Raw genomic sequence first — 26,731 nt, 5'->3', positions numbered from 1 at the left:
GCTCCCGCACATCAGAAAGGACGAACGTCATGGACGCCGAGCGCGGTCAGCAGGGCCATGAACTTGGCAGCCGTTTCGGCCACCTCGAGATCGGGTTGGGACTCGGCGACGATGCCGGCACCGGCATACAGGCGCACCTGCGTGCCCTGCACGCGTGCGCAGCGGATCGCCACGTACCAGTCACCATCGCCCTGCGCCTCGGTCCAGCCGACGGCGCCGGCGTAGAAGCCCCGTGCGACCGGTTCGGCCTGACGGATCAGCGCCAGTGCCTGCGGACGCGGCGTGCCGCAGACCGCCGGGGTGGGATGCAGCAGCGCGACCAGGGCGGCCGAGGACACCGAGGCATCCTTCAGCGTGCCGTGGATGCGGGTCCCGAGATGCCACATGGTGGCGGTGGCGTGCAGCGTCGGGCGCGGCTGTGCCTCGACGTGATGGCACAGCGGGGCCAACGCGGCCACGATGGCCTCGACCACATGGCGGTGCTCGTCATGGTCCTTGGCCGACGCCAGCAGCGTCTGCGCGGCGCGTGCATCCTCGGCGGGATCAGCCGAACGACGCGCTGAGCCGGCCAGTGGGTGCGAGAGCACACGATCACCGCGCTTGGAGACCAGCAGCTCCGGGGTGGCGCCGACCAGCCAGGCCGGATCGGCGGCGCCCGCTGCGGGTACCGGCACCACGTAAGTCGCCACGCTGGGGTCTTTCCCCAGGCGCGCGGCCAGCACGCGCGGATGCAGCGGCTGCGCGGTGGTGACCCGCAGGCTGCGTGCAAGCACGACTTTTTCCAACGGGCTGTCGGTGCGCTGCAGTTCCGTGACTGCGGTCGCCACCGCCTCTGCATAGGCCTCCGCGGATGGCTCGGCGAGCACATCCCCGACCAGCGTCGGTGTTTCCACGTGGACCACCGTGGGGTGGCCAGTCACTTGATCCGGCTGATAGAGCGCATCGCCCTGCTCGGGATCAAACGGCACCGCCCCCACCAACAGGCGCGGGCCGGAGCGCGGCGCGGCGAAGAACGCGGCGACGCGCTCGGCCAAGGTGGCGGTGGCACCGGACGGCAGCCGCGCACGCAAACCGTGCGCTTCCATCGCCTGCTGCGGGCTGCGCAGCAGGAAGTACGGGGCGTCGGCCGCATCAACGGTGGCGGTCTCGGCCAGCGCATCGACCACGCCGCTGGCGAGCATCTCGTTCATGCCGCACCCCGCGCGCGATGCAGCGCGGCAGAGAGCGCCAGGATCAGCAGCACCACGCCCACCAGCAGGTACGGTGCGCTCGGCGACCACCGATACAGCAGCGTGCCGATCATCGGCCCGACCACCATGCCCATTCCCTGCACCGAGGCGACCGTACCTGCGGCAGCGCCCTGCTCGTGCGCCTCCACCGAATCGGCCGCCAGCGCCTGGAAATTGGGGAACACGAAACCCATGCCGAACGCGGCGATCGCATAACCGGCCAGCAGCTGCCACGGCACGCTGACCAGCGCGACCGACGCAAAGCCCAGCCCGGAGATCAGCGCGCCGACCAGGATCCAGCGCGTCGGGCGGATGTCCTTGAGCTTCATCACCAGGCCCTGCGCGAAGATCAGGCCGACGCCGACGGCGGTCAGGGCCAGCCCGGCCATGCGTGCGCCGTCTGCCGGGGAGAGCTGCAGGCGATCAATCGCGAAGAAGCCGACCGTCACCTGCGCGATGGTGACCGAGATCATCGCGGCGAAGACCGCCAGCAACGGCAGGCGCAGGCGCGCATCGCCCAGGCCCAGCGTCGGTTTGGGGCCGGTGTGCGTCGGCGCGACGGGCGGCGTGTTCGGTAGTCGCCACCAGATCATCAACAGCGACAGCAGCGGCAGCAACGCGGCGACATACAGCGTGAGCGAGAGATTCTGGTAGGCGATCCAACCGGCAGCGGCCGGACCCAGCACCATGCCCAGCGCATTGGCCGTGCCGAGCTTGGCCATCACGCTGCCACGCTGCCCCGGGGCGGCCTGGTCGGCGATGATGGCCGCAGCGGTTGGCGGGACGGCGGCGTAGAACAGCCCGACCAGGGCACGCGTGCCGACCAGTGCCAGCACGGAGATCCAGACCGCCGGCGGCGAGGTCAGCGCCACATCCACGAACACCGCCAGCGCTACATAGATCACGGCATAGGCCGCCAGTGCGATCAGCAGCACGCGCTTGCGCCCGACGCGATCGCTGAGTGCACCCCAGCGACGTGCCGACAGCATCCACAACACACCCGCCGCGGTGACCGAGAGGCCAGCGTGCCACTCGGCCAGGCCCAACACCCGCACCACCGGGCCGATCACGGACACGAACGCCATCATTGCCATGGTGCCGAGCAGCGCGGCGGAAACGAGGGCGGGCAAACCGGAAACGACAGGACGTGAAGACATTGAACACCACAGCCAATAAGAAGTTGAACCACGCGGTGCGCTGACGCGCCCGCGGTTCCGCCATCCGGTTGCGAACGCATCACCGCCCTGTGATCCATCAAATGATAACGGCTCGCATTTGCGTTTGATAGTGCAATCTGTATGGGATGTTCATGTGTACAGGAGAGCCCCCTGCGACAAAAAAGCACTACATATCCGGTTGACGATCCAACTTAACCCCACTATGTTGTGTCCATCGGCTCCCCGCTTCCGCCAGGCCCGGTGCATCGTCGCAACGCCGCGTTGCTGTTTGACGCCCCGTTGCGCCCACCTGACCGGCGCCTGGAAGCATGGCCCGTCGCCACCGATGTGAGCCTGCGGCGACGTATTCCTGCACACGCAGGGCCTGCCCACCAATCACGCCTTCTGTCCGGCTGCCGCACGGCGCTGCCGCGCTGCCTGCCGGGCTCTGCGCCATGCATGGAGAACGCATGAACACCGACGACACCGTCGCTTCGACCCTCACCCCGCCCACGGACACCCCCGTTGATGCGGCCCCCGGCAGTGACACGCTGTGGATCACCAAGGAGGGCGGCAATCGACGCATGCCGTTCGACCAGGCGCGGCTGCAGCGCACGGTGCACAGCGTGCATGCCGAGTTCCCCCAGCTGGACGTGGCCGATTACCTGCGCAGCGTGCTGGGGCAGATCGCGCGGCGGCAGCAGCTCAGCGCCGATGAGATGGTGGACCTGCTGATCCGCGAGGCCGAATCGCGCATCGACCTGACCGCACCGGACTGGGAGCACTTCGCCGCCCGCCTCTACCTGCGGCGGCTGTACAAGCGCGCCAGCAAGAACAGGTTCTACGATGCCACGCTGAAGTACGGCTCGTATGTGGGGCTGCAGGAGAGCCTGGCCGACCGCAACGTCTACTCGATCGACATCCTCAAGGCGTATTCCAAGGACGAACTGGACGAGGCCGGGCAGATGATCGAGCCCGAGCGCGACACCTTGTTCGCCTACAACGGCCTGTACCTTCTGGCCACCCGCTACCTCGCCACCGATCACTCGCGCGCCGTCTACGAGTTGCCGCAGGAGCGCTGGCTGACCATTGCGCTGTACCTGATGCAGCACGAACACGAGCACGGCGACCGCTCGCGGCGGCGGCGCATGCTGCTGGTGCGTGAGGCCTACTGGGCGCTGTCCAACCTGTACATGACCGTGGCGACGCCTACGCTTGCCAATGCCGGCAAGGTGGGCGGCCAGCTGTCGTCGTGCTTCATCGACACGGTGGACGACAGCCTGCAGGGCATCTACGACTCCAACACCGATGTCGCGCGCGTCTCCAAGCACGGCGGCGGCGTGGGCGCCTATCTGGGCTATGTGCGCTCGGCCGGTTCCTCGATCCGCGGGGTGGCCAATTCCTCAGGCGGCGTGGTGCCGTGGATCAAGCAGCTCAACAACACCGCGGTGAGCGTGGACCAGCTCGGCCAGCGCAAGGGCGCGATCGCGGTGTACCTGGATGTCTGGCATCGCGATATCGAGGCCTTCCTCGATCTACGCCTGAACAACGGCGACCAGCGCCTGCGCGCGCACGATGTGTTCACCTCGGTGTGCCTGCCCGACCTGTTCATGGAAGCGGTGGAGCGCCGTGGCGACTGGTATCTGTTCGACCCGTACGAGGTGAAGCGGATCAAGGGCTGGTACCTGCAGGACTTCCATGATGAGCAGCGCGGCCAGGGCAGCTTCCGCGAGAAGTACGAGGAGGTCGTGGCCGACGAACGGATCAGCCGGCGCACCATCAAGGCCATCGACCTGTTCAAGCGGATCATGGTGAGCCAGCTGGAGACCGGCAATCCCTTCATGTTCTACCGGGATGAAGTGAACCGGAAGAACCCGAACAAGCATGCCGGCAGCATCTACTCCAGCAACCTGTGCACGGAGATCCTGCAGAACATGAGCCCCACCCGCATGATCCAGGAGATGATCAGCGGCGACCAGATCGTGACGACAAAACAGGCCGGCGATTTCGTGGTGTGCAACCTGTCCTCGATCAACCTGGGCCGCGCGGTGACGGCCGCACCGGACCTGCTCACCAGTGACGTGCTGGAGCGCCTGGTGCCGATCCAGGTGCGGATGCTGGACAACGTGATCGACCTCAACCAGCTGCCGGTGCCGCAGGCCACCATCACCAACCGCAAGTACCGCGCGATCGGCCTGGGCACGTTCGGCTGGCATCACCTGCTGGCCCTGCAGCAGATCGAGTGGAACGGAGTCCAGGCCGAGGAGTACGCCGATACCCTCTACGAGCGCATCAACTACCTGACCATCCAGGCCAGTATGACGCTGGCCAAGGAAAAGGGGCGCTACAGCGCCTTCGTCGGCAGCGACTGGCAGAACGGCGAGTACTTCCGCGCCCGTGGTTATGACAGCCCGGCCTGGCGTGAAATGGCGGCGCAGGTGGGCGTCAACGGGCTGCGCAACGGCTGGCTGATGGCGGTGGCACCGAACATGAGCACCGCCCAGATCGCCGGCTCCACGGCCTCGATCGATCCGGTGTACGGCGCTTTCTACTACGAGGAGAAGAAGGACTTCCGCCGCCCGGTCGCTGCGCCTGGCCTGTCGCTGGAGACCTATCCGTATTACGAGAAAGGCGCCTACCGGGTCGACCAGTTCGCCAGCATCCGCCAGAACGCCCGCCGCCAGCGCCACGTGGACCAGTCGATCAGCTTCAACCTGTACGTGCCCAGCACCATCCGCGCCAGCACCCTGCTCGCGCTGCACATGAGTGCCTGGCGCGAGGGACTGAAGACGACCTACTACGTGCGCTCCAACGATATCGACATAAGCGAGTGCGAATGGTGCAGCAGCTGACGCACGTCAGCCCCTTGACCTGTAGTGCCGGCCGCTGGCCGGCAACTCGCATCACCCGAAGAGAAACAAGGACACACCCCGATGGCCATCCCCCTCGAGCGCATCAAGATCCTCGAACCGCGCCACCCCAACCGCTCCACCGGCATCATCAATGGCCGCACCAGCGGCATCCTCAACTGGAACGACATCCCCTACCCGTCCTTCTACCGGGCGTACAAGGAGCTCTCGACCAACTTCTGGATTCCCGACGAAGTCGACATGAAGGGCGACGCGCGCCAGTACGGCGAGCTCAATGCGCGCGAGAAGAACGCGTACGACTCGATCATTGGCCTGCTCGCCACGCTGGACTCGCCGCAGACGCGCTTCATCTACAACGTCGCCGAGTACATCACCGACCCGGCCGCGCACGCCAATGCGGCGATCATCGGCCAGCAGGAAGTGATCCACAACGAAAGCTACAGCTACGTGCTCGCCTCCATCGCCGGCCTGGCCGACCAGAACCGGGTGTTCGAGATCGCCCGCACGCACCCGACCATCCTCGCCCGCAACGCACCGATCATGCAGTCCTACGATGACTTCATGCGCGAGAAGACCGCCGAGACGCTGATCCGGTCGCTGATCCAGTCCTCGATCCTGGAAGGCATCAACTTCTACTCCGGCTTCGCGTTCTTCTACAACCTGGTCCGCCAGAACCGCATGACCGGAACCGGCAAGATCATCAGCTTCATCAACCGCGACGAGCTGGCCCACACCAAGTTCATCAGTGAGCTGATCCGGGCCATCATCGGCGAGAACCCGGCGCTGCAGGGCGAGCAGCTGACCGCCTACGTGCATGAGGCCTTCGAGCACGCCATCCAGCTTGAAACGCGCTGGACCGGAGAAGTGCTCGATGGCATCGACGGCATCGACGTGGACGAGATGATCCGCTACGTGAAGTACCGCGCCAACAAGATGGCCGGCATGCTCGGCATCGAGAAGCTGTACAGCGAGACCAATGTCAACGTGATGCCGTGGATCAAGGCCTACGCCGACAACTTCACCGAAACCAAGACCGACTTCTTCGAAATGCGCAACGCCAGCTACAAGAAGACCAACTCGGACAACGGCTTCGACGACCTGTAAGGAGGCACGTAGATGCACATCCTGCTGGCCTTCGCCTCATTGAGCGGCAACACCCGTGAGGTGGCTGCGCTGATCCGGGCACGCTGCGAGGCCCTGGGGCACCGTGTGGACTGGGTCGACGTGGATGCCGTTGACGTGGCCGTGGCGCTGGCGGGAGAGCCGCCCGCCCTGTGTCTGGTCGGTTCCTGGACGGACAACGCCGGGCGTACCCCGGTGGAAATGAAGGACTGCGTGGCCGCGCTGCGTGATCGCTTCGGGTTGCCTCTGCCCTTCCCGGTGGCGGTGTTCGGCACCGGCGAGACCCAATGGGGCGAGGAGTACTACTGCGGCGCCGCGCATCGGCTGGCGCGGTTCTTCGGCTCCCCGTACCCGGTGCTGGAGATCGAGCAGATGCCGCACGGCGCCGAAGACACCCACACCATCCACCACTGGACCGACACCGTGTTGGCCCATACCGAGAGCCCTACGACATGCTGACCCTGCACGCCCAGACCGCTGAGGATTACCACGCCGCCGTGCGCGAGCACCCGGCCCTGCTGGTGGATTTCCATAAGGACGACTGCCCGGGGTGCCGGATGCTGGAGATGTCGTTGGCCAGTGTCGCTGGCGCCATCGCGGATGCAGGGATGACGGTGTTGAAGGTCAAGCTGGAGACAGTCGGTGAGGGCTTGTTCCGGGAGTTGGGCCTGCGCCAGACGCCGACGCTGCTGGTGGTGCGCGACGGTCACGAAACCACGCGGCTGGCGGGGTTCCAGTCGCCGAAGCAGATTCTGGCGGTGCTGGGGGCTGGGTGATGCCTGAGCCAAGGAGGCCCCCGCAAGGAGCAGAGACCTCATTGCGCGTGCGTTATCGCACCGCTGCCGACAACAGCCCACGACGCTTGAACCACCACTCCAACGGCAGCGTCACCAGCGGTGGCACCGCCGCGGCCAGCGCCAGCAGCGCGGCCCACCACGGCCAACGCAGCCGGATCGCGGCGAGCACCGACACAACCACGTAGACCATGAAGGCCACACCGTGCACCGGGCCGAAGATCTTGACCCCGACCGGGGTCGGATCGGCCGCCTGGTACTTGAAGTACATGCCGATCAACAGGCCGGCCCACGTCAGGGCTTCGACGAAGGCGACCGTGGCGAACACGCGGCCCATGGGGCTGATTGGCAAGGCACGCTTCAAGATGGGCTCGGGGTCGTAACGGAAAGGACCCGCATCATAGCCAGCGAACGGTTTTGATGCGAATCATTCTCAGCATGCAGCGCCGGCCCTGCCGTTCACCAGCGTGCACTGATCCGGAAGTCGGCGCGCAGGCTGTCATCGTCCTGCAGCACTTTGTCCAATGGGTGGCCAAGGTCAAGGCTGTAGCTGTAGCGCGTGGCGAGCTGTCCATTCAGGCCGACGCCGACGCTGCTGATGCTGGCCGAGGTGGGATAGTCGCCACGCACCTCGCCGTGATCGAAGAACACGTAGACATCGTGCGCCTGCCGATAGGGCCGGTGCAGTTCGACGCTACCGAAATAGCCTTTCACCCCGGAGAGGGTGCCGCGAACATAGCCACGCACGCTGCCGATGCCGCCCACCTGGAACAGGTTGCTTGAGGGCAGGAAATCGCCGTTGGTGAACTGCCATCCCAACTGTGCCCGGTACAGCAGGCCGCTGCTGCCGATGCGCTGTGTCCAGCTGGTGGATCCGTTGGCGGTCGTGAAGGCACGCCCCTCGGCCAGCGTCTCATCGGTACGGATGCGCGACACGCCCTGATAGAACGTCCAGTCGTAGCCGTCATTGCGGTAGCCGGTGCTGACACCCAGGGTCACCGTGGTCGAATCGACCTCCGACACCCGCACATCACCGATATCGGACACGGCGTTGCTGCGCGAGACGTTGGCGATGGTGGACAGCAGCCAGTTCGGCGTGGCCACCCATGGCTGGGTGAAGTCCAGACCATAGCTGGTCGACTCGCCAGTGATGTCCAGGGCCCGGTATGCGCCGTCGATGATGTTGATCTGGCTGCGCGACACGCTGGCGCCGACACGGCCGTTGCGCGTGTTGACGATGCCGGAGTAGCCGATGCGCCCTTCCAGGCCACCGCGCGACCACGCCACCGAGCCGGCCAGCAGGTCACTGATACCCGCCAGACCCCAGAACTGGCCATGCGCACCGTAGCGCTCGCGGCCCGTGGTCTCTACGCCGGAATTATCGACGAACACGCCCCAGTTGCTTCGGTCCGGCACCTCCGCCAGCAGCACGATATCGGTCTGGCCGGCGGCCTGGCCGGGCCGCATCAGTGCGCGCACCTGCAGATCGGTGGTGCGGTTGAGGTAGATCAGTTCATCGCGCAGGCGATCGCTGCGCACCACTTCGCCTACCGGCTGCCGCACCCGCCGTTCCACAAAGCGCACCGGCACCTTGCCCTCCCCGGTCACCTCCAGCGTACCCAGCGTGCCTTCCAGCAGGGTGACGTCAACGCGCCCTTCGTTGATCGACTGCTCGCGCAGAAGCGCGCGTGCCGTACTGATCCCGGCGGCCTCGTAAGCCGCATTGACGTCGGCCACCAGTGTTTCCAGCTCGGCCAGGTGCACCTCGCGCCCCTGGTAGCGGGCGGCGATCGCATCGAGCGTGGCCTTCGGCAGCAGCGCCGATGGACTGAAACGCACCTCGCGGAGCACGAAGCTGCCGCGGACGTCGGCCAGCCCGCTTTGCCCCGCCGGCGCAGTCGCCGGCTGCACCGGGTCCACCACCGGGCGCTCCGGCTGCAACGGCTGGCGCTGCTCGTAGTAGCCGTCAATGCGCTGTGCGGTGTCCTTCCCCGCGGTGCCACTACTGTTCTGTGCATGTGCAAGACAGGGCAGCAGCGCGCTGCCGATCAGGAACATCCCTCGGTACATGGTGTGTTTTCCGTCGTTCATCAGTTGGGCGCCCCGAGGTTGACCGCGCCGCCCAGGGCCGGAGCCACCACGTCGCGGGCGTTTGCTTCATCACCTTCCGCGGGCGCACGGGCGGGTACCGCCATCTCCGGCGACCGGAGATTGAGCATGCGGCCCATGTAGCGCACCGCGCTTTCGCCCAGGTAGGCCGGCCCGGCCTCGAGGTGGTCGCGGTTGTAGTTCGGGCTGTTCACCCGGACCCCATCGTTGAACCGCACCACATAGGCGTCGGTATCCAGCAGGCGGCCATCGGCCGCCAGGTGGAAGCGACGGTTCAACTGCAGCAGCTGCGCGTCCGCCGGGCGCAGCAACGGGCTGGTGTTGTCCATCAGCACCTGCAGTGCCGGGGTGGTCAGCCTCATCGTGCGTTCCACCTGGCCATCGGCGATGGCAACGCGCGCCGAGGAGGACGTCAGCTCTGCCTCCATGGCCTGCAGCGCATCGATCAGCCAGGCATCACGCGGCTGAACATCCACCACGATCCGGCTTGCCACACCGTTGCGGTAGCCGGTCAGGGTCGTCGTCAGCAGGCCTGGGCCAGCATCGGACTGGCTTACCTGCGCCTGCACCTCATCGGCGGCCAGGTTCAGGCGGGTATCGACCATCGCCTGTGCCAACGACAAGGTGTCGCGCGCGGCCAGCTGTGCAGACGCCCCCTGCAACTGCCCGCCGGCCAGCGAACCGGCCTGGGCGTCCATGTAGGCCGTGGTACCGGCGCTGGCCCGCCCGAAGCCGATGCTGCCGCCCGCAAGGATCGACTGTGCGGCACCGCTGCGACCGTCATCGAAATGGATATCCCCACCCGCCTGCAGCGCTGCATCGCCGCCGGCCTGGTAGAGACCCCATTGCTGGCTGCCGCCGCTGGTGGCCACCAGGTCGCTGCCGGCGCGGACAGCTTCGATCCGGATATCGCCCGCGGCCTGCACCCGCAGCGCCTTCCCTGCATCCACCTGCCGGCCCTGGACATCCGAGCCGCGCGATGCCAGGGCGATACCGCCGGCCGCCTGCAAGGCGTCGAACCGCAGCGCTTCGCTGGAGGACAGCCCAAGATTGCAGCCCACGTTGAGCGTGCCGATGACCAACGCGACACCGGCATCGCCGCGGAAGTTGCAGCCCACGGTCACCTCATCGGCGGAAAGGTCGGTGCCTGCGATCCAGTCACCATCCACACCGATCACCGCGGTGCCCACATCGATGGACTGGCCGGCGCGCAGCGTCATCGAACCGTCGACCGCCGCGCTGACGAGGGTGATAGCGCCGCCGGCATCCGCCACCAGGTCACCGCGGCCATCGAAATGCTGGAGGCGGGTATCGCCACCGCTGCCGACCTGGGCGTTGCCGCCGATGCGTGCCCTGCCAACATCCACGTTACCGCCAGCGTTCAGCCCCAGTGACTGCGCGACCGTTGCACTGCCAAGCTGCACATCCGTGCCGCCATCCAGGCGTGCCTGCGCGCCCACGGCGGCATCGTCGATGGCCAGCAGACCGCCAGCGTCCGCGATGAGGTCGCCCTTGCTGGTCAGCTGCTGAATCTGCAGCGCACCAGACGCCTCCAGCTGCATCGCCGCCCCGGAAGACAGTGTCTGCGCCACCAGCGCGGCACCGCTGGCCGCGTTCATTGCGCCCTGCGCCTGCAGTTCGCCAATGCCCATCGCCCCGCCGCTGCGAAGCTGCGCATCGCCGCCGACCGTGGCGGTTCGCATATCCAGCGTGCCGGCCGCGGCAACGTCCAGCGACTGACCGATCATCGCCTGGGCCAGGCGTACATCCGCGTCGCCTTCAAGCCGCGCATCGCCATCGGCCACCAGATCGCCGATGGCGAGCAGCCCACCTGCCGTGGCGGCAAGATCGCCCCCGCTGCGCAGCTGCTGCACATCCAACGCACCGGACGCCTGCAGCTGCATCGCCGCACCGGAAGACAGTGTCTGCGCCACCAGCGCGGCACCGCTGGCCGCGTTCATTGCGCCTTGCGCCTGCAGTTCGCCAATGCCCATCGCCCCGCCGCTGCGAAGCTGCGCATCGCCGCCGACCGTGGCGGTACGCATATCCAGCGTGCCGGCCGCGGCAACGTCCAGCGACTGCCCGACCACCGCCTGGCCCAGGCGCACATCGGCGTCACCTTCGAGGCGCGCATCACCCCCGGCCACCGTATCGACGATGGCGAGCAGCCCACCTGCCGTGGCGGCAAGATCGCCCCCGCTGCCCAGCTGCTGCACATCCAACGCATCGGACGCCTCCAGCTGCATCGCCGCACCGGAAGACAGTGTCTGCGCCACCAGCGCGGCACCGCTGGCCGCGTTCATTGCGCCCTGCGCCTGCAGTTCGCCAATGCGCATGGCCCCGGTACTGCGAAGCTGCGCATCGCCACCGATCCTTCCTTGGCCCAGGGCAAGGGTGCCGGCGCTGGTCACCACGGCCTCCGCGCCCGCCTCCAGACGGCCGATGTCCAGCGCTCCTTGCGCCTGCATCGCCACCGAGTGACCGGCGACCCCGTGGCCGACGTCGGCAGAGGCCGTCCCCAGCCGGACATCGGTTGCCGCATCCAGCAGCTCTACCTGCAGGTGCGCGTCACTGTGCAGCGACAGCGCTCCCGATGCGGCAACCACGTCGCCCACAACACCCCCGTTGGGGAGGCGCAGGTGGATGTCGCCGCGATCGCTGCGTGCCAGGACAAGCCGGCCGACATCGATCGTGAGGGCCTGCGCGTCGCTCCCGATTCCCTCGCCGGCCTGCAGGCTGGCCACCACGCGACTGCCGCCACCGACATTGACCGCGGCATCCCCATTGGAGTGAATACGACCGTCCGCCTCGAGCATCACGTTGCCGGTGGCCGAGTTGCCGGTCACGGCCAGCTGGCCCACGCTGATATCCGCACTGGAACGCACCGCGACCACCCGGCCAGCACTCAACTGGCTTCCGGCGCCCATCGCGACGCCGCCCGCGTCGATCTGCACGCTGTCGCCGGCGTTGACCTGCGCGCCTGCCGCCAGCGATGTGGCCTGCAGCGAGAGCAGCTGCAGGACCTGGTCAATGGCCGCATCCCCCAACTGCAGGCCGCCACCGGCGGCGACATTGGCAGATGCTGCGCGCAGGTTGCCGATGCGGATGTCCCCCATCGGGGCGCTGACAATCGCTTCGCCCGCAGCCTGCACCGAAGCCAGGTCGGCACCGCTGTACCCGGTGGCGCCCAGATCGCCACCGGCCAGCAAACGCACTGCGCTCAGCTTGCCCGCTGTGCTCATCAGCTGCAGGTCGCCCCCCGCGGTAAGCGTGCCGATCGGCATGTCCACGTCGCTGGAAAGACGCACCTCGCCCCCTGCCGCGCCATCCAGCCGACCGCCGGCAACGATCCGCAAGGCCAGCGAACCGCCGTCCTCATCGCGGATGTCGTCGCGCACGGCGAGCTGGATGTCGCGCCCGGTCAGCGTGCTCACGCCCTTCAGGTACGACAGCAGGCTGCCGCCGCCGACGTCCAGTACGACGTCCTGGTTCGCCCTCACCAGGCCGATACGCAGGTTCCCGTTCTGCTGCGCCACGCGCACGTGTTCACCGGCGTTGGCCAGCAGCAGGCGACCGTTGATCTGCACGCGCAGCGGCTGACCATCGTGGCCCATGATGCTGCGCAGGGCGCTCAGGCTGAGGTCCCTGCCGACCCTCAGGATCGCACCGCCCGCACTGCCCCCGGCATCGGTGATATCGCCGTCACTGCCGATGCGTGCATCGCCACCGGCGGCGAAGCTGTTCAGCGCCAGCGACGTGTTGCCGTGCAGGTAGGCATCGCCGCCCACATCGGCATCGATCCCGCCCGTGGCTGCCAGTACCACCGGAGCCGTGCTGCGAATGCGCAGCGAGACCACCACCGCACCGCTGCGCACCTGATCGGGCGTGAGCACATGGCCGGCCGCGTCAAGCATCTGCACATCGCCCGGCGTGGTCGCAAGCCGCATGGCCAGCATCGCCTCGGCACTGAGGTTGCCGCTGTTCACGTCGGCCAGGCTGACCGTGTATTCCTTGTCCAGGCGGCCCAGGTCATCGCGGGCACGCAGGCTGACATTGCGCCCGATGATCACCGGTTCGGCATTCAGGGCGGAACCGGTGGAGGGTTCCAGCGCATTGGCGTTGAACACGTAGCGCAGCTGGTCCTGGCTCCACTGTGAGTCAGCCGTCATGCCATCAACAAGTGTGGCCTTGCGTGCCGCGACACTCGCGCTGTCGCCACTGCTGGCGGCCAGCTCATAGCGGTAGCCCGCGTTGAAGGACGCGAAGATCGCTTCCTGCTGCCAGCCGGTGCCGAAGGCATCGGTGAACACCGTCCCCAGACGGTTGAAGCGCTCGGCGAGGTAGTCACTTACCCCTGCATCATCCAGGCTGCCGCCCCGCGCGGCTTCCGCCATGGAGCGGAACAGGTTGATGGCAGTGCCACCGGCCAGGTAGCGCCCATCGACGACACTGCCCAGCGCGCGGAGCTGGAAGTACTCGGCGTAGCTGGCGTCGACCTGGCTCTGGTAGCTGACGATCGACTGCTGGCCGCCGCCCTGGAACAGCTTGAGGTTGTCGCGCAGGCTGGCCAGCTGCGCTTCGCTGAGGAAGCTGGACGAGGCGCGCTGGGCACCGCTGTAGATCGAGCCCGAGGGTGCCTCGATCAGCACGTCACCGGCCAGCGACTCGATGCGCTGTACCCAGAAGTCGCCGCCGAGGTCACGCAGCGCGATGTCGCCGGTCGCCCGAGCCGAGATGAGCCCACCCTCCAGCACGCCGTCGCTGCGGGTACGCTCGCCGGCATCGACCACCAGGGGCCGGGCGAGCGAGCCGATGGCACCGTAGACGCTGTCCAGGGTGATGTCGGCACCGATGATCGAAGCAGCATTGCCGGTGGCGGCACCTTCAATGTCGTACTTGGCGCGCAGCCACACATCGCCACGGCCGGTGCCACTGCCGGCGCTGATCAGCACCTTGGCTGCCGAATCGACATCCAGCGCGATGTCACCGCCCGCACGGGCCACCAGGTTGCCGGCGGCCACGGTGGCGCCGTTGGCGTTGGTGTAGGACACCATCTGGACATCCAGCGGGTTGGCGGCCTCGCCGGCCTGTGCGCCGACAATGCTGCCGATGCTGCCGGCCGCGTCGAGGGTGAGCTGGTTCGTGATGATCCGGGCGTCACGCGATGCGCTGACGATGCTTCCGTTCTCGCTGGTCAGGAAGGTCCGGCCATCGGTGTTCTTCAGCACCCCATTGATGCGGATGGTCTGGCCGGAGTCGACGTCGAGCAGGCCTGCATCGTTGGCGCTGAAGTTGATGCCGATCCGGTTGTCGGCCTTGGCCGTGTTGGTGACGACCAGCGTGCCAGTGCGCGGGGCGCGCTGGTACCAGCTCGTGCGCCACGTGCCGCCGTCATCGAATTGATTGCTGCCGGGGAAGCCGTAATTGTAGCGGCAGCCACTTTCGTTCTTCTTTTCGCAGCGGTAGTTGACGCGTGAATTGAGGTTGCTGCCGAAGTCGCCGGTCAGCTGCGACTCGAACACCGCCACGCCGCCGGCCTTGTTGCCGTACGTGACGCCCGAGGTTTCCCACTGCTGGCCGTTGAAGACGGTGTTGTTGTTCCTGTCCACCCAGCGCCAGTTCTCAGCAGTAAGCACGCCGTTATCGGACTGGATGTTGCGCGCGATGCGGGCCGTCTGTGTCCAACGCGCAAACATGCCGGCGCGCGGGTCATACCCGGTCGTGTTGCTGATGGCCGATACCCCCGGGGCATCCCAGCTCAGGGCATTGACTCCGCCCTGATAACCCTTCACGTTGCCGTTGCCGTCGCGCAGATACCACGACGCGGTATTGAGCTCACGGTCGCGGATGGTGATCTGCCCAGGCGCCCCGTTGCCGACCAGGATGTTGCCGAGCTGCAGGCCCACATCGGCCAGGCCATTGTTGATGACCACCGAGCCCTTGCCACTGACCACATTGAGCGAGCCGGCGGTGGACGTGCTGACGATACGGCCATCGAGGTAGATCGAACCGCCCCCGTTGGCCGAAATGTCCGGCACGATGAACTGGCGGTTGAGCGAATCGTACTTCAGGGCGATGCGGGAAGAATCTGCGCCGGACTTCGCCACGAACATGGCAGGCACATCGAAGATGCCCTTGCTGGCCTGGTTGTCCTTGCCGTCGATCCAGGCGCGCAACGCGCTGCTTTCGACCAGGATTGCCGAGTAATCCACCGGCCGGCCCGCCTTCAGCGCGACGTTGACGTCGATGTAGTTGGCCGTGATCTTGATGCCACTGCCGGCGTTCACACCGCTGCCCGTGCTGGGCACCTGGCCAAGGCTGGCGTTGCTGACGTCGTCGGGCTGCGTGTTGAGCACGGTGCGCAGATTCCGGGCATTCACCTTTGGCAGGTAATTGGTGTCCTTGTGGCTGTACCGCGATACCACGCCACCGTCGTAATACTGCCCACCCAGCGCTGAAGCGGTGCAGTCCTTGTCGCCGATGCGATAGCGGCATGCCCCAAACACAAGGATGCTGGGGTTGTTGACGTCGTTACCGGTGCCATACAACAGGTAGTCGGTCAAGCTCATGCCCGCGGCGGCGGCCGCTGCGCCGTACTTGGCGTTGGCGATGTACGCCGCGGCGTCATCGGCATTGGTGATGCCCGATGCCACGCTGTGGCGTGCCCACAGCGCGCTCACGACATTGCCGTACCAGTTTGCCGAGCCCAGGTTGTAGCCGACCTCACCGTTGGGCGCATTGATCGTCACGCTTTCGGCGAGCTGCTCGCCCCAGCTCTGGATGTTGCCGAGCGCGTTGTACATGTCCAGGTCGCCACCCGTGACCGAAATCAGCCCGCCCGCACCGATCGCGCCGGTGCCCGTGGCCGCCTCGTTGCGGATGCTCACCAGCGCATTGCTCTGCCCCGGGTTCTGGCTGACGCCGATGCCCACGGCCTGGTTGCTGTTGCCGGTGAACAGCACGTTGCCGCCGCTGTACTCCGGCACCAGGATGTCGCCCGCCAGCAGGAGGTTGTCGGTACTACGGTTGGTGATGGTGATCTTCGGCGCGCCCTTGGCGGTGACGGACCCGCCACCGCGGATGTTGCGGCCATACAGAATCACATCGCCGCCGGCCGCATACAGGTCGCCGATGGTGTGGGTATAGAGCGCATTGCCGGCGATCGCGTCGAAATCGTGGATGCCCGACGCGTTCAGTCGCGCCTTCAGCGCGCTGCTGAGCTCGCGCTGGGTATCGAACGGCAGCACATCGCCGCCCGCGCCGCTGCTGGTCAGCTTGCCATTGGCATCGATCAGGATGTCCAGCACGTTGTAGCGCCCGGCAACGACGCGGCCATCGATCAGCACATCACCGCGGGTGCTGCCACCACTGCGGCTGTCGCGCACGGTGACCGGAATGAACCCCAACTGGTAGCCGGTGGCGGCGCCATCGGCGTTGCGGAAGACATTCTCACCGTAGGCACCGAGCGACACGAATGCGCCGCTGAGCAGCTCACTACCCGCCGCCAGAGCGGTGCTCGCGTTGCTGTCCACCGTGGAGGACGCCGAGGAATCCGGCACCGCGATCAGCCCGCGGCTGTACCCCTGCGAGACCGCATTGGCGGCCAGCCGTGAGGTCCAGCCATTCATGCCATCCTGGCCGGCGGAGACGAAGGCGTTGTGCAGCGATTCCAGCTTCGCGCCGCGGCCGACATTGACCTGCTGGTCCATCGCCAGCGCCACGTCCGCGTCGGAGATGCCGACCGCGGCCAGCACACCCCAGGTGTTCACCAGGGCGGTGGCGCCGATGTCGGTCGCGGCGTAGGTACCGACGTTGAGCATGTAGCTGCTCTGCAGGCGCGCATCATCGCCGATGTTCACGCGGTTGCCGAGCACCGCATCGGTGCGCGCCTTGACCACGGCGGCATTGATCGCCCCGCCGGTGGTCAGCCCCGCCCGGTCATCGGTGTTCGCACGGGTGTTTGCCACGATGTCCAGCGCGCCGCCATCGCCCGGCGTCGGTGCGACGCCGGCGCGCAGCAGGGCGCCCTTGCCGATATCGATGGTGCTGCTGCCATCCAGCCGGGTGACCACCTGTGCGGCACTGCCACTGAGGACACCGCCGCCGGCCGCGCTCGCGGCAAGCTCGCTGCCCAGCGTGCCGGTGTAGTTGTTGTCGGTGCGCAGCACCAGCGATCCGGCCGAGACAATCTGGGCATCCTCGTCCACCAGCAGGCCGACGGTCGCGTCCGCACGGTTCTTCACGTCGGCGCCACTGGCGTTGAGTACGCCGGCGCTGGTGCTGTTCGCGCTGCCCGCGTAGTTGCTGTCGTGCAGCGCACGGGCATCAAGGCGACTGACATCCAGCACCGCGTTGCGGCCAATGGACAATTGCGTGGTGCTGTCGGTGTGCGTCGCTGCCAGCGCCGCGTTGCCCGCAATGAGCCCGCCGGTGCCCGCCGTGGCGTTGGCGCGATTCTCGTCCTTGCCGCTGGCGGCGAGCGTGGTGTTGCCTGCGTACAGCAGGCTCCCTGCCCCCACGGTGACGCCGGTGGTCGCCGAGGCCCGGGCGTTGGCGTCGACGATGCCGGCGGCCAGCAGGCCCGCCACGCTCAGGCCGGTGGCATCGGCACGCTGGTTGCTGTTGTTGACTGCGCGCATCGCGATAGTGCCGCCGCGCGCGTAGTCGATGATGTTGTTGATGGAATAGGCCTCACCCTGCACCACCACGTCGGATCCAAGCGCTGCCTGCACCGCGTTGGTGCTGGCAGCGGTGGCGAAGGCGCCGGCGCCGGCCAGATACAGACCACCGGAACCGGCGACCGCGCGTGCATCCACGCTCCCGCCGTGGACGCTGGCCAGGATGTCCAGCCCACCGCGGTTGGACAGCACCGCGCCATTGCCTACATGGGCGTCCACTTTGGCACGGGAGGTGGCATCAGCGACCGCCGCACCGACCGCCAGGCCGCCGGCCAGTGCAGCACCGAAGGCTTCGGCGGACACCTGCGGGGTGGCCTCGGCATGCACCTCAATGCCGCCACCCACCCCCGATACGCGTGTCCGCTCGCCCAGCCAGGCGCGCACGTCGGAGCCATCGTCGGCCAGTGCGACGGCGGCGCTGACGCCGGCCAACACGCCACCGGCCGCACCCCACGCGCCCGCATGCGCGCCGCCCAGCGAGCTGGCGGCGAAGGTCACGTTGCCAAAGCCGGCCAAGGTACTGTCGTTCTGCAACCACGCCTGGACGTTGGCGTTGCGAGCAGCGGTTGCGACGACCGCACCGGCCGCGAGTGCACCGGCCGCCATGCCGGTGGCTGTCACATCCAGCGTGCTGGCATCGCTGGCACGGACCGCAAGACCCTCGCCCTGGCTGCCTGCCTGCAGGTCACCGGCCACCGTGGCCGTGACCGTCTGTTCCAGGCGCGCCAAGCCGATGGCCGCGCCGACGCCCACCAGGCCGGCACCGCCGGCATAGACGTCCAGACCTGCGGCCTTGCCTGCGCTGCCGTCGCCGGCGTTGGCGAGCACCGCGATGGATCCGGCCCGCGTGCTGTTCGCCGCCAGTACCGCCTCGGTGCTGCCATACAGGCCGGTCATGCCGAATGCGCCGCCCACGCCCACGCCACCAGCGCCGATGCCACCGACGGTGTTGCTGCTGCTCATCAGGGTCTGCGCGCTCACCTCAAGCGCGCGTGCCTGCACGGTGCCACCGCGGATGCTGGCGCTCACCAGATCGCCACGTCCCTGCAGACTGCCGATGTCCACCTGGGCGCGGCTGTTCAGCGCGCCGGCGCCCTGCGCCCCCAGGGTGCCGTCCAGCGCGGCGGCGTCGATCTTCTGGCCAGTCCCCAGCTGCTTCAGGCTGGCAAAGGTGCCACCCAGTTCCGTATCACTGTCACCGCGGTCGCCAATGCCGGCCAGCAGCAGCCCGGCAGCGCCGCCGATGCCGGTGGTGGCGCCCACGCCAGCCGTCACGGTGACCATGTCCACCGCACGATCGGAGACGGCATTCACTTCAACGCTGCCCGTGGTCGACAGCGTGCTGTCTTCCACGGTGGCCTTGACGGTGCTGCCAAGAATGGCCACCGAAGCGCCGGCACCTACACCGCTGCCGGCGATGCCCACGCCCACCGCACCGGAGTACGCGGACAGCCGCAGGATATCCTCGGCCACCACCGCCATATCGGTGGCATCCACCGAGGCCTGGGTGACCAGCGCACGGGTGTCGTTCTGCAGCAGGTGCACCTGTGCCATGCCGGCGATGCCGGCGGCGCCGGCACCCGCGCCACTCACCGCCACGCCGTTGAAATCCGAACGGCTGTGCGCGTTCACGTCGAGGTCGCGTGACACGGAAATGTGGGTCACGCGCGCACGTTCGCCCACCTGCGCCAGCGTGGTTGCAGTGCCCATGTTGACCAGCGCGGTGCCGGCCACCGCCGCGCCCCCCCCGACCGCGCCTGCGCCGCCGACCAGCGAGGCGGCGTTATCGCTGTTGGCGTTGACCGCAAGGGAGCCCGCCCGCAGGGTGCCGCCCAGCACGCTTGCACGGGTATCGGTGGTGAAATTGTTGACCACGCCGGTGGCAGCGCCGCCGGTCAGGCCCGCGGCCGCGCCGACCACGATCGCCAGCGCGTTCTGGCTGGCATTGGCCTCCACGGTCACCGCGTCGGCGGCCGACACGGTGGCGCCCTCGATGCTGGCGCTGGCATGGCTGTCGAACAGGTTGGTCGACAGCGCCCCTGCGCCCGAGAAGACGCCCGCGCTGGCGGCGATGCCGGCCACATAATTGGCCGAGGCCACGTGATGGCTGGCGCGCACATCCACGCTCTGCTCCGCTGCGGCGAGCCCTGCGCTGTCCTGGTCGGGGTCGCTGCTGGTGCCCAGCCCATGCTGGTTGATCCGTGCGTCCTTGATGATCGCGGTGGTACTGCCGGCGATGTCGTTGACGGCCGCCATTACCGCTACCGCACCACTGGCGATCGGGGTGGTACCCAGCGCGCCACTGACGCCGATGGTCCTGACCTGCTGGCGCGTGGCCGCATTGACCGCGATGCCATGCACGTCGATATGGCCGGTGCCCAGGTCCACGGTATCGAAGGCCATGCCGGCGGCGTCGGTACGGGTGCTGTGGGTATTGCCCGCCGTGCGCCGGCCACTGTCCACGCCTGCCAGCGCATCGCCCAGGCCCAGCGCGGTCACGGCAGTTCCGGCACCGGTGATCGCCGCCTCGGTGCTGCCATCCACCAGGTTGACGACGGTACCCAGGCCGATGCCCGCGTTGACGCCCCCGCCGATGCTGCCGGCGTACACGTCAATCTGCTGCGCCTGGGCGGCGAGCACGCCGACGTTGTCCTGTGCCAGGACATTGGCGCCTGCTTCAATCCGTGCCGAGACGGCGCCCTTCATCCGGTTCACCGCCACCGACGCTGCGCCACCGACCGCGCCGCCGCCGCCCAGGCCAGCAGCCACGGTGCGGATGCGGTTGCCCTGACCGCCGGCCTGTCCAGAGGCATCGGCCTGCACCAGCAGATTGCGGACATCCAGGTCCAGCGCACTGCCGGCAACCACCGCTGAGGTAGTGCCGCCGATATCGTTGTAGGCCACTGCCGCGCCCACGCCCACGCTGCCGCCGACCGCTGCGCCACCCGCCAGCGAATCGATGCTGCGCTCGTCACGGGCGCTCACCTTCACATCGGCCAGCGTGTTGTGCAGGCTGCTGTCACTGAGGCTGGCCTGCGTATCGGAATGGATCAGGTTGGTGGTGACACTGCCGGCCACCGCTGCCGTGCCCGCCCCCGCACCGGACACGGCCGCGGTACGCACCAGGCTGCGGTTGGCCGCATCGATGCTCAGCGCACTGGCGCCGCCCAGCCTGGCATTCTCCACCACGGCACGGGTACGGCCGCCGATGTCGTTGACGCTGCTGGCTGCACCGATGCCTGCCGTCCCCCCCGCCGACAGCGCGCCCCCCAACGAATAGGCCGCACCCAAGGTGTCGGCGCTGACGGACACCGCACCGGTGATACCACTCCCCTGCCCGGTGACACCCCGCAGGCGGGCCTCGGTGAGGGTGTCGATCAGGTTGGTGGTGTTGCTGCCGGCAACGGACGCGGTGCCCCCCAGCGCACCGGCAATGGCCAGTGTCTTGGTGGTGGCGGCCGACGTCGCACTGACCTCCAGCGCAGTACTCACCTCCAGCGCGGTGCCATCCACCTCGCCCAGCGTGGTATCGCCGATGGTGGCCACGTTGATCGCCGCGCCGATGGCGGCGGTGCCGCTGCCGGCAACCGCACCGGCCAGTGTGTGGATACGCGATTCGTTGCTGCCGGCCACCTGCACGATGCCTGCCTGCACCGTGCCGCCCTGCAATGCTGCCTCGGCATGATTGTCGATCATGCTCCAGCCCACCGAGCCTTGAATGGCGACATTGTTGGCTGCGCCTGCGGCAACCGCACCGGACAGGATCCTGGCGGCATTGGCGGCCTCGAGGTCGACCCGGCCGGTGCCAGCGGTCAGCTGCGCATCATCGACCAGCGCCAGCGTGGTATTGCCGATGTCATTGATGGTCAACGCCGCACCCACGGCGACCTTGGAGCCCAGCGTTGCCGCCCCCGCCAGCGAGCCGATGAAGGATTCATCGCGTGCCTGCAGGTGGATGCTGCCCGCGTTGAGCTGTGCGCCATCCCGGGGCACCTGGCCCTGCGCGTCCGCCAGGCCACGACCGACCAGCACCGAGGTGGTGTTGCCGATGGCGTTGTAGGACGCACTGCCCACCCCGGTGAAGTTGCCGGTGCTGCCGCCGATGCCGGCACTCACTGCCAGGATGTCGGACTGGTCACTGGCCGTGAGCGCAATGCGCCCGGCGGTGAGCGTGGCATCGTTGACCGAGACGGTATGTGTGTTGTTGATGGTGTTGTAGGCGAAGGCCACGCCGGCATTGTTGCCACCCACCTGGACCATGCCGGCAACAGCGATGATCGAGCTGCGGCCATTGTTGCGACCCGCCGCATCCACCCGCGTATCGTCAGTGCTCGCGGTATCGGCATTGGCATCCACCTCGATGCTGCCGATCCCGGTGCCACAGTAATCGACCGCAACGCCCGAGCCGCAGCCGTCACCGGTGCCACGCACGTCGTCGATCGTCGCCGTCCCGGCGAAGGCTTCAATGTCACCACTGGCAGTGATGCGGCTGCCGCCGTCAATGCTGGCGGCGGTCTGGCTGGCGATCTGGTTGACCAGCACCGAACCGGCGATCGCCACGCCGTCGCTGCGCGTGGACGCCCCTCCACTGGCGGCCGCCGCCACGATCCGGGATGCATCGGCCGCACGCACGCGCACGTCCTGTACGCCTTCGATGTCGGCGCCACTGACTGACGCGCGGGTGCTGTCGCCCACTTCGGCATACGTCACTGCCGCCCCGAGGCCGGCCTTGCCACCCGCATACAGTGCGCCACCCCCGTTGGCGATCTTGGAGGCGTTCACGGCCTTGACATCAACATCGGCCGCCGCGCCGCCCATGCCGCGGAGGCTGCCCCCGACGATGCTGGCGGCCGTATCGTTGTGGGACATCGCCACGGTCGCCGAGATCGCGCCGGCACCGGCCGAGCTCTGGTTGGAGGAGGCATTCACGCCCACGCTCAGCCCGACGTTGACCTGTTCGCTTTCGTTGCGTGCGGTCACCGTGACGGTGCCGGCATCCTCCACGGTACTGTCACGCAACTGCGCGGTGGTCGTGTTCTGGATGTCACCGTAGGCCACGCCACCGGCCAGCGATGCGCTGCCCTGGGTGTTATCCGACCCGGCCGCGGCCACCGACAACGCGCCGCTGACGCTGACCAGCAGCGTCTGGTTGGTCGCGGCAAGATCCAGCTTCAGGCCGTTGCCGCTGTTGTCCTTGATCACGGCCGAGCTGATGTCCGCCTTGGTGTTCTGCCGGGCACGATTCACCGTCGCACTGCCGGACAGGGCGATGCCGAACTTGGGTTGCGGCGTCTGCGCGCCCTGGCCCTGCCCCGGTGCTGCATTCCCACTACCCAGCAGGCCCTTGGCCTTGTCGAAGTAGGCGGTCAGCCCGGCGCTGCCGTTGCTGTCGGCCTTGTTGGCCATGCCTTCCAGCGCGGTCACCTTGCCGAGCGCACGGGTCTTGAGTGAATCCAGGAAGCCGGGATTCTCCGCGTTCTGCTTTGCCGCCAGCTCGTCCTGAGCCTTCTGCAGCTGTTCGGACGAGCTCTTGGCAACTGCGCCGGCGGCGGCCACCGCACCGGCCAGGCCACCGCTGGTGGCGTTGACCGCCAGCTCACCCGTGGTGATCGCGCCGACCGGCGCCGTGCTGCTGCCGGTCGCGAAGGCTGCAGGCACCGCACCGATGAAGGCGCGGGTATCGGTATCCAGCTGCTGGTAGGCGACGCTGGCCCCCACCGACACACTGTCGCTCATCGCAACCGCGCCGGCCACGGACCACACGAACAGATCTTCGTCGGCACGTACGCCGACCGTTGCGGCGCGGATGTCGGCACGGTTGCTGATCCCCGCCAGCGTGGTGCTGTCCAGGTCCAGCGCGGTGGCGGTTCCGCTGACACCGATGCTGCCGCCCTGGCCTGACTGCAGCGCCAGCGCCACCACGGTTTCCTTGTTGTCGGCCTGCACTGCCAGGCTGCCTGCACCGGCGTCGACGCGGACGCCATCATGGAGGATCGCTGCCGCCGTGTTCTGGTAGTCGATATAGCCGACGCTGCCGCCCAAGGCAGTTCCGCCGTTGCCGACGTTGCTGTCCTTGAGGTTCTTCAGGGCAAGATCACCCGCCGCGTGCAGACCGGTGACATCGGTGTTGGCACGCACGGTGGCGGTGGCGTCAAACGTCCGGCCGCGCGCAGCGCCGGCATGGTCCTCACCTTCCAGTGCGGCGCTCCACGCTGCGGTGCTGGTGTCGCGGGTGGTCAGCGAAGCACCGGCGGCGACATCGGTACGTGCGCTGTTGGTCGCCTTGAACCAACTCACCGCGCCCCCGATGGCCACTTCCTCGGCCGAGCCGCGCGCCGCCGCGTACGAGGCGAACAACTCCGATGGGTCGGTGATCAGGTCCTTGGCGGCGGAGATCGACGTCTTGAACGCGTCGAAGCTGCTGAAGTCCGGGACGGCCCCGGTGAGCGCACTGAAATCCCGAGGCAGGCGCACATCCGACGACAACCCGATGCGTTGCGCCGAGAGCTCAGCCGAACTGCCCACCAAGGTCCGTGCCTCATGGGTGAGGTTGGCGATGTTGACCGCCCCGGACAACGCGAACGCCGAACCATCCGCGCTCTTGCCCTTGGCCAGCACATTGCTCATCGCATGGTTGCCGATCTGTGCATCGGTTACCTGGCTGTCGACCACGATCGCGCCGGCGCTGTCGATGGTCGTACCGGCGCCGATACTGGCGGTGGCCGTATGGTCGCCGTCGACAACGCTGATCGCCCCGCCGAGGCGGAAGGGCGACGCCGTGGTCGGTGTAGTGGCCGGCGGCGTGCTGCCGCCGTCCTGGCTGCCGGTCAGTTTGGCGATGGCGCCACCCACGCCGGCGCCGGCCAGCGACTGCGCCACGCTCATCAGGCCATCGCTGCCGCTGCTGATCGCTTCCACCTGCTCCTGGCCGGGCAGCGGCTCGCTCTTCGGGCCGGTGATCAGCGTGCTGGTCTTGTTGAGGCGGGTGATGCTGGCCGCCTGCACGGTGACGTCGCCTGCCGTGGTGCGGGTGTCGCGGTCCAGGCGCGCTTCGGCCGCGATATCCTGCAGACTGATCGCGCCAGCCAGGCCGACCGCGCCATTCTTGTCGGCGCGCGCCGTGGCGGAGGTGTCCAGAGAGACCGCGTTGACCGCCGAAACGTTGACACTGCCGGCCTGCAGTGGCCCACCCGCTTCAATCACCGCGCGGGTGTCAACGTTGACATTGCTGATCGCCGCCGTGAACGCAGCGGCCGTGTTGTTCACCGCGAACGATTCGGCCGCAAGCTTCAGCGTCGTATCGGCATCGGCCTTCACCGCCACGTCGCCGCCAGCCGCAAGGGTTGCGCCCGAACGCACGATGGCTTCCGTGGTGGCGTTGATCTGCGCGTACGCCGCACCGAGGCTGAGCATGTGCTTCTTCGGAATGCTGTTGCCATTGGCATCCTTCACGGGATCGCCGTTGGCATCGGTGACGACATCACCTTTCTCGTACGCCTTGCCGGCCGCCGAGTTGTCGATGGCCTGGCGGGTGCTGGCATGCAGCGTAATGTCGTCGCGCGCGTCCAGTACTGCGTTGTCCTTCACCTCTACCCGCGCCGTGGTGGCGCCATGCAGGAACGAAATCTGCTCACCCAGCAGCTTGCCCGCCCCCAGGTTCACCAACGCATCGCCGAGGTCCGTGAGGGTGCTGGAGTCGGTGACGCTGTTGACGAGATCGGCCTTGAGCTCGTCGAATACCGCACCGTCCTTGTCGTAGCCGGAATCGATGACCGCAAGCGCGGTCAACTCGATATCGTCCGCCGCCAGACGTGCGTTGCCGCCCACCGTTACCGTTGCCTCGGCACTGCGCACACCCAACCCGGTATCGGAGATCGCCGCCGCGCGCAGTTGGATCCGGCCGCCCTCGTTGACCAGTACCAGCGGCTGCGAGGCGCCGGTATTGACGGCCGCCTCGATGCCCTGCAGATCGCCATTGGCATCGCGCGGGCCGGCCTGTACGAACAGCGTGCCGGTGACATCAATGGCCCTGGCCTGTACGCGGATGCCGTTGCTTGCATTCACCGTCCCGTGCAGCGCCACCGTCTTGTCGGTGAGTTGACCCGGCGTCAGCGTGCCGTACATCAGGGCATCCAGGCCCTTTCCGGCGTTGAGGATGTCGTCGGCCGTGGCGCGGTTGGCCGTGGCCACCGACAGCGAGCCGACATTGAGCACGCCACCGTTGCCGACCAACAGGCCATCCGGGGCGACGAAGAACACCTTGCCGCCCACCGCATTGGTCGACTCCAGCACGCTGTTGAGGTTGCCGTTGATGTAGGCACGCGCGTCGGTGACCAGGTTGACCAGGTTGTGCACCTGTTGCTGACCCTGGGTGGGCAGCACAAGATCAACGGTCTGGCCGACGTCCACCCCGAATTCGCGGAAGGCGTTGAAGGCGACCTGGTTGCCGGCGGCCCCCTTCACTGTACCGGTGGTCACCTTCCAGTGCAGATCGTTGCCCTGGCGGGTCACGCGGGTATCGGTGCGACCGTCGGTGACCATCGCACTGCCGTCATCGCCGGCAATCACGCTGCCTGGCAACGCCAGCCCCAGCACGGAGCCGATGGCCACGGCCAGGCCCGCAGGACGCAGGCGGCGTTGCGCCGGGGGCACATGACGCACGCTGGAGGACGGGCAGGACGAAGGGTCGCGATGGTTCATGGCAGGCTCCGGGCAGTGGCAGGCGGGGCAACCGCGGGCCAGCAAGGGTCGCGGCAAGGCAGGCGTGCCTTG

Annotated in this window: 8 protein-coding genes and 1 pseudogene; 4 read left to right on the top strand and 5 right to left on the bottom strand. The window is 67.7% G+C overall.

Translation table 11 applies throughout. The features are described from left to right. Positions 1-11: 11 nt before the first annotated feature. Positions 12-1,190, bottom strand: a complete 1,179-nt coding sequence (locus ABE571_RS00270; RefSeq protein ID WP_346492960.1) for an isochorismate synthase — start codon at positions 1,188-1,190, stop codon at positions 12-14. Next, complete coding sequence (locus ABE571_RS00265) at positions 1,187-2,386, bottom strand: MFS transporter (RefSeq protein ID WP_346492959.1); 1,200 nt, start codon at positions 2,384-2,386, stop codon at positions 1,187-1,189. The genes ABE571_RS00270 and ABE571_RS00265 overlap by 4 nt, the downstream gene beginning before the upstream one ends. 548 nt (positions 2,387-2,934) lie before the next feature. Here ABE571_RS00265 and ABE571_RS00260 point away from each other — a divergent pair. From ABE571_RS00260 to ABE571_RS00245, 4 genes and pseudogenes are all read left to right on the top strand, one after another. Next, positions 2,935-5,238, top strand: a pseudogene (locus ABE571_RS00260) (ribonucleoside-diphosphate reductase subunit alpha); the annotation flags it as partial. 81 nt (positions 5,239-5,319) lie between these two features. After that, complete coding sequence (locus tag ABE571_RS00255; protein ID WP_346492958.1) at positions 5,320-6,360, top strand: ribonucleotide-diphosphate reductase subunit beta; 1,041 nt, start codon at positions 5,320-5,322, stop codon at positions 6,358-6,360. A 12-nt stretch (positions 6,361-6,372) separates the two neighbouring features. Beyond that, positions 6,373-6,837, top strand: coding sequence for a flavodoxin (locus ABE571_RS00250; RefSeq protein ID WP_346480920.1), 465 nt, complete (start codon positions 6,373-6,375; stop codon positions 6,835-6,837). Further along, positions 6,831-7,154: a thioredoxin family protein gene (locus tag ABE571_RS00245; protein WP_346492957.1), complete on the top strand. Its 324-nt coding sequence runs from the start codon at positions 6,831-6,833 to the stop codon at positions 7,152-7,154. The genes ABE571_RS00250 and ABE571_RS00245 overlap by 7 nt, the downstream gene beginning before the upstream one ends. Positions 7,155-7,206: 52 nt before the next feature. Here ABE571_RS00245 and ABE571_RS00240 read toward each other — a convergent pair whose 3' ends face one another. The 3 genes from ABE571_RS00240 to ABE571_RS00230 all read right to left on the bottom strand — a co-directional run bounded on the left by ABE571_RS00240 (position 7,207) and on the right by ABE571_RS00230 (position 26,659). Then, complete coding sequence (locus ABE571_RS00240) at positions 7,207-7,518, bottom strand: DUF3817 domain-containing protein (RefSeq protein ID WP_346493113.1); 312 nt, start codon at positions 7,516-7,518, stop codon at positions 7,207-7,209. Positions 7,519-7,631: 113 nt separating this feature from the next. After that, positions 7,632-9,242: a ShlB/FhaC/HecB family hemolysin secretion/activation protein gene (locus ABE571_RS00235; protein WP_346492956.1), complete on the bottom strand. Its 1,611-nt coding sequence runs from the start codon at positions 9,240-9,242 to the stop codon at positions 7,632-7,634. A 20-nt stretch (positions 9,243-9,262) separates the two neighbouring features. Then, positions 9,263-26,659 (bottom strand): leukotoxin LktA family filamentous adhesin, encoded by a 17,397-nt coding sequence (locus tag ABE571_RS00230; protein WP_346492955.1) that lies wholly within the window; start codon positions 26,657-26,659, stop codon positions 9,263-9,265. Between the last annotated feature and the right edge of the window lie 72 nt (positions 26,660-26,731).

Source organism: Stenotrophomonas sp. TWI273 (assembly GCF_039674765.1).
In the GTDB taxonomy this organism is placed as follows: domain Bacteria; phylum Pseudomonadota; class Gammaproteobacteria; order Xanthomonadales; family Xanthomonadaceae; genus Stenotrophomonas.
The sequence above is the reverse complement of the archived record's forward strand: the minus strand, read 5'-3'. Positions and strand labels throughout refer to the sequence as shown.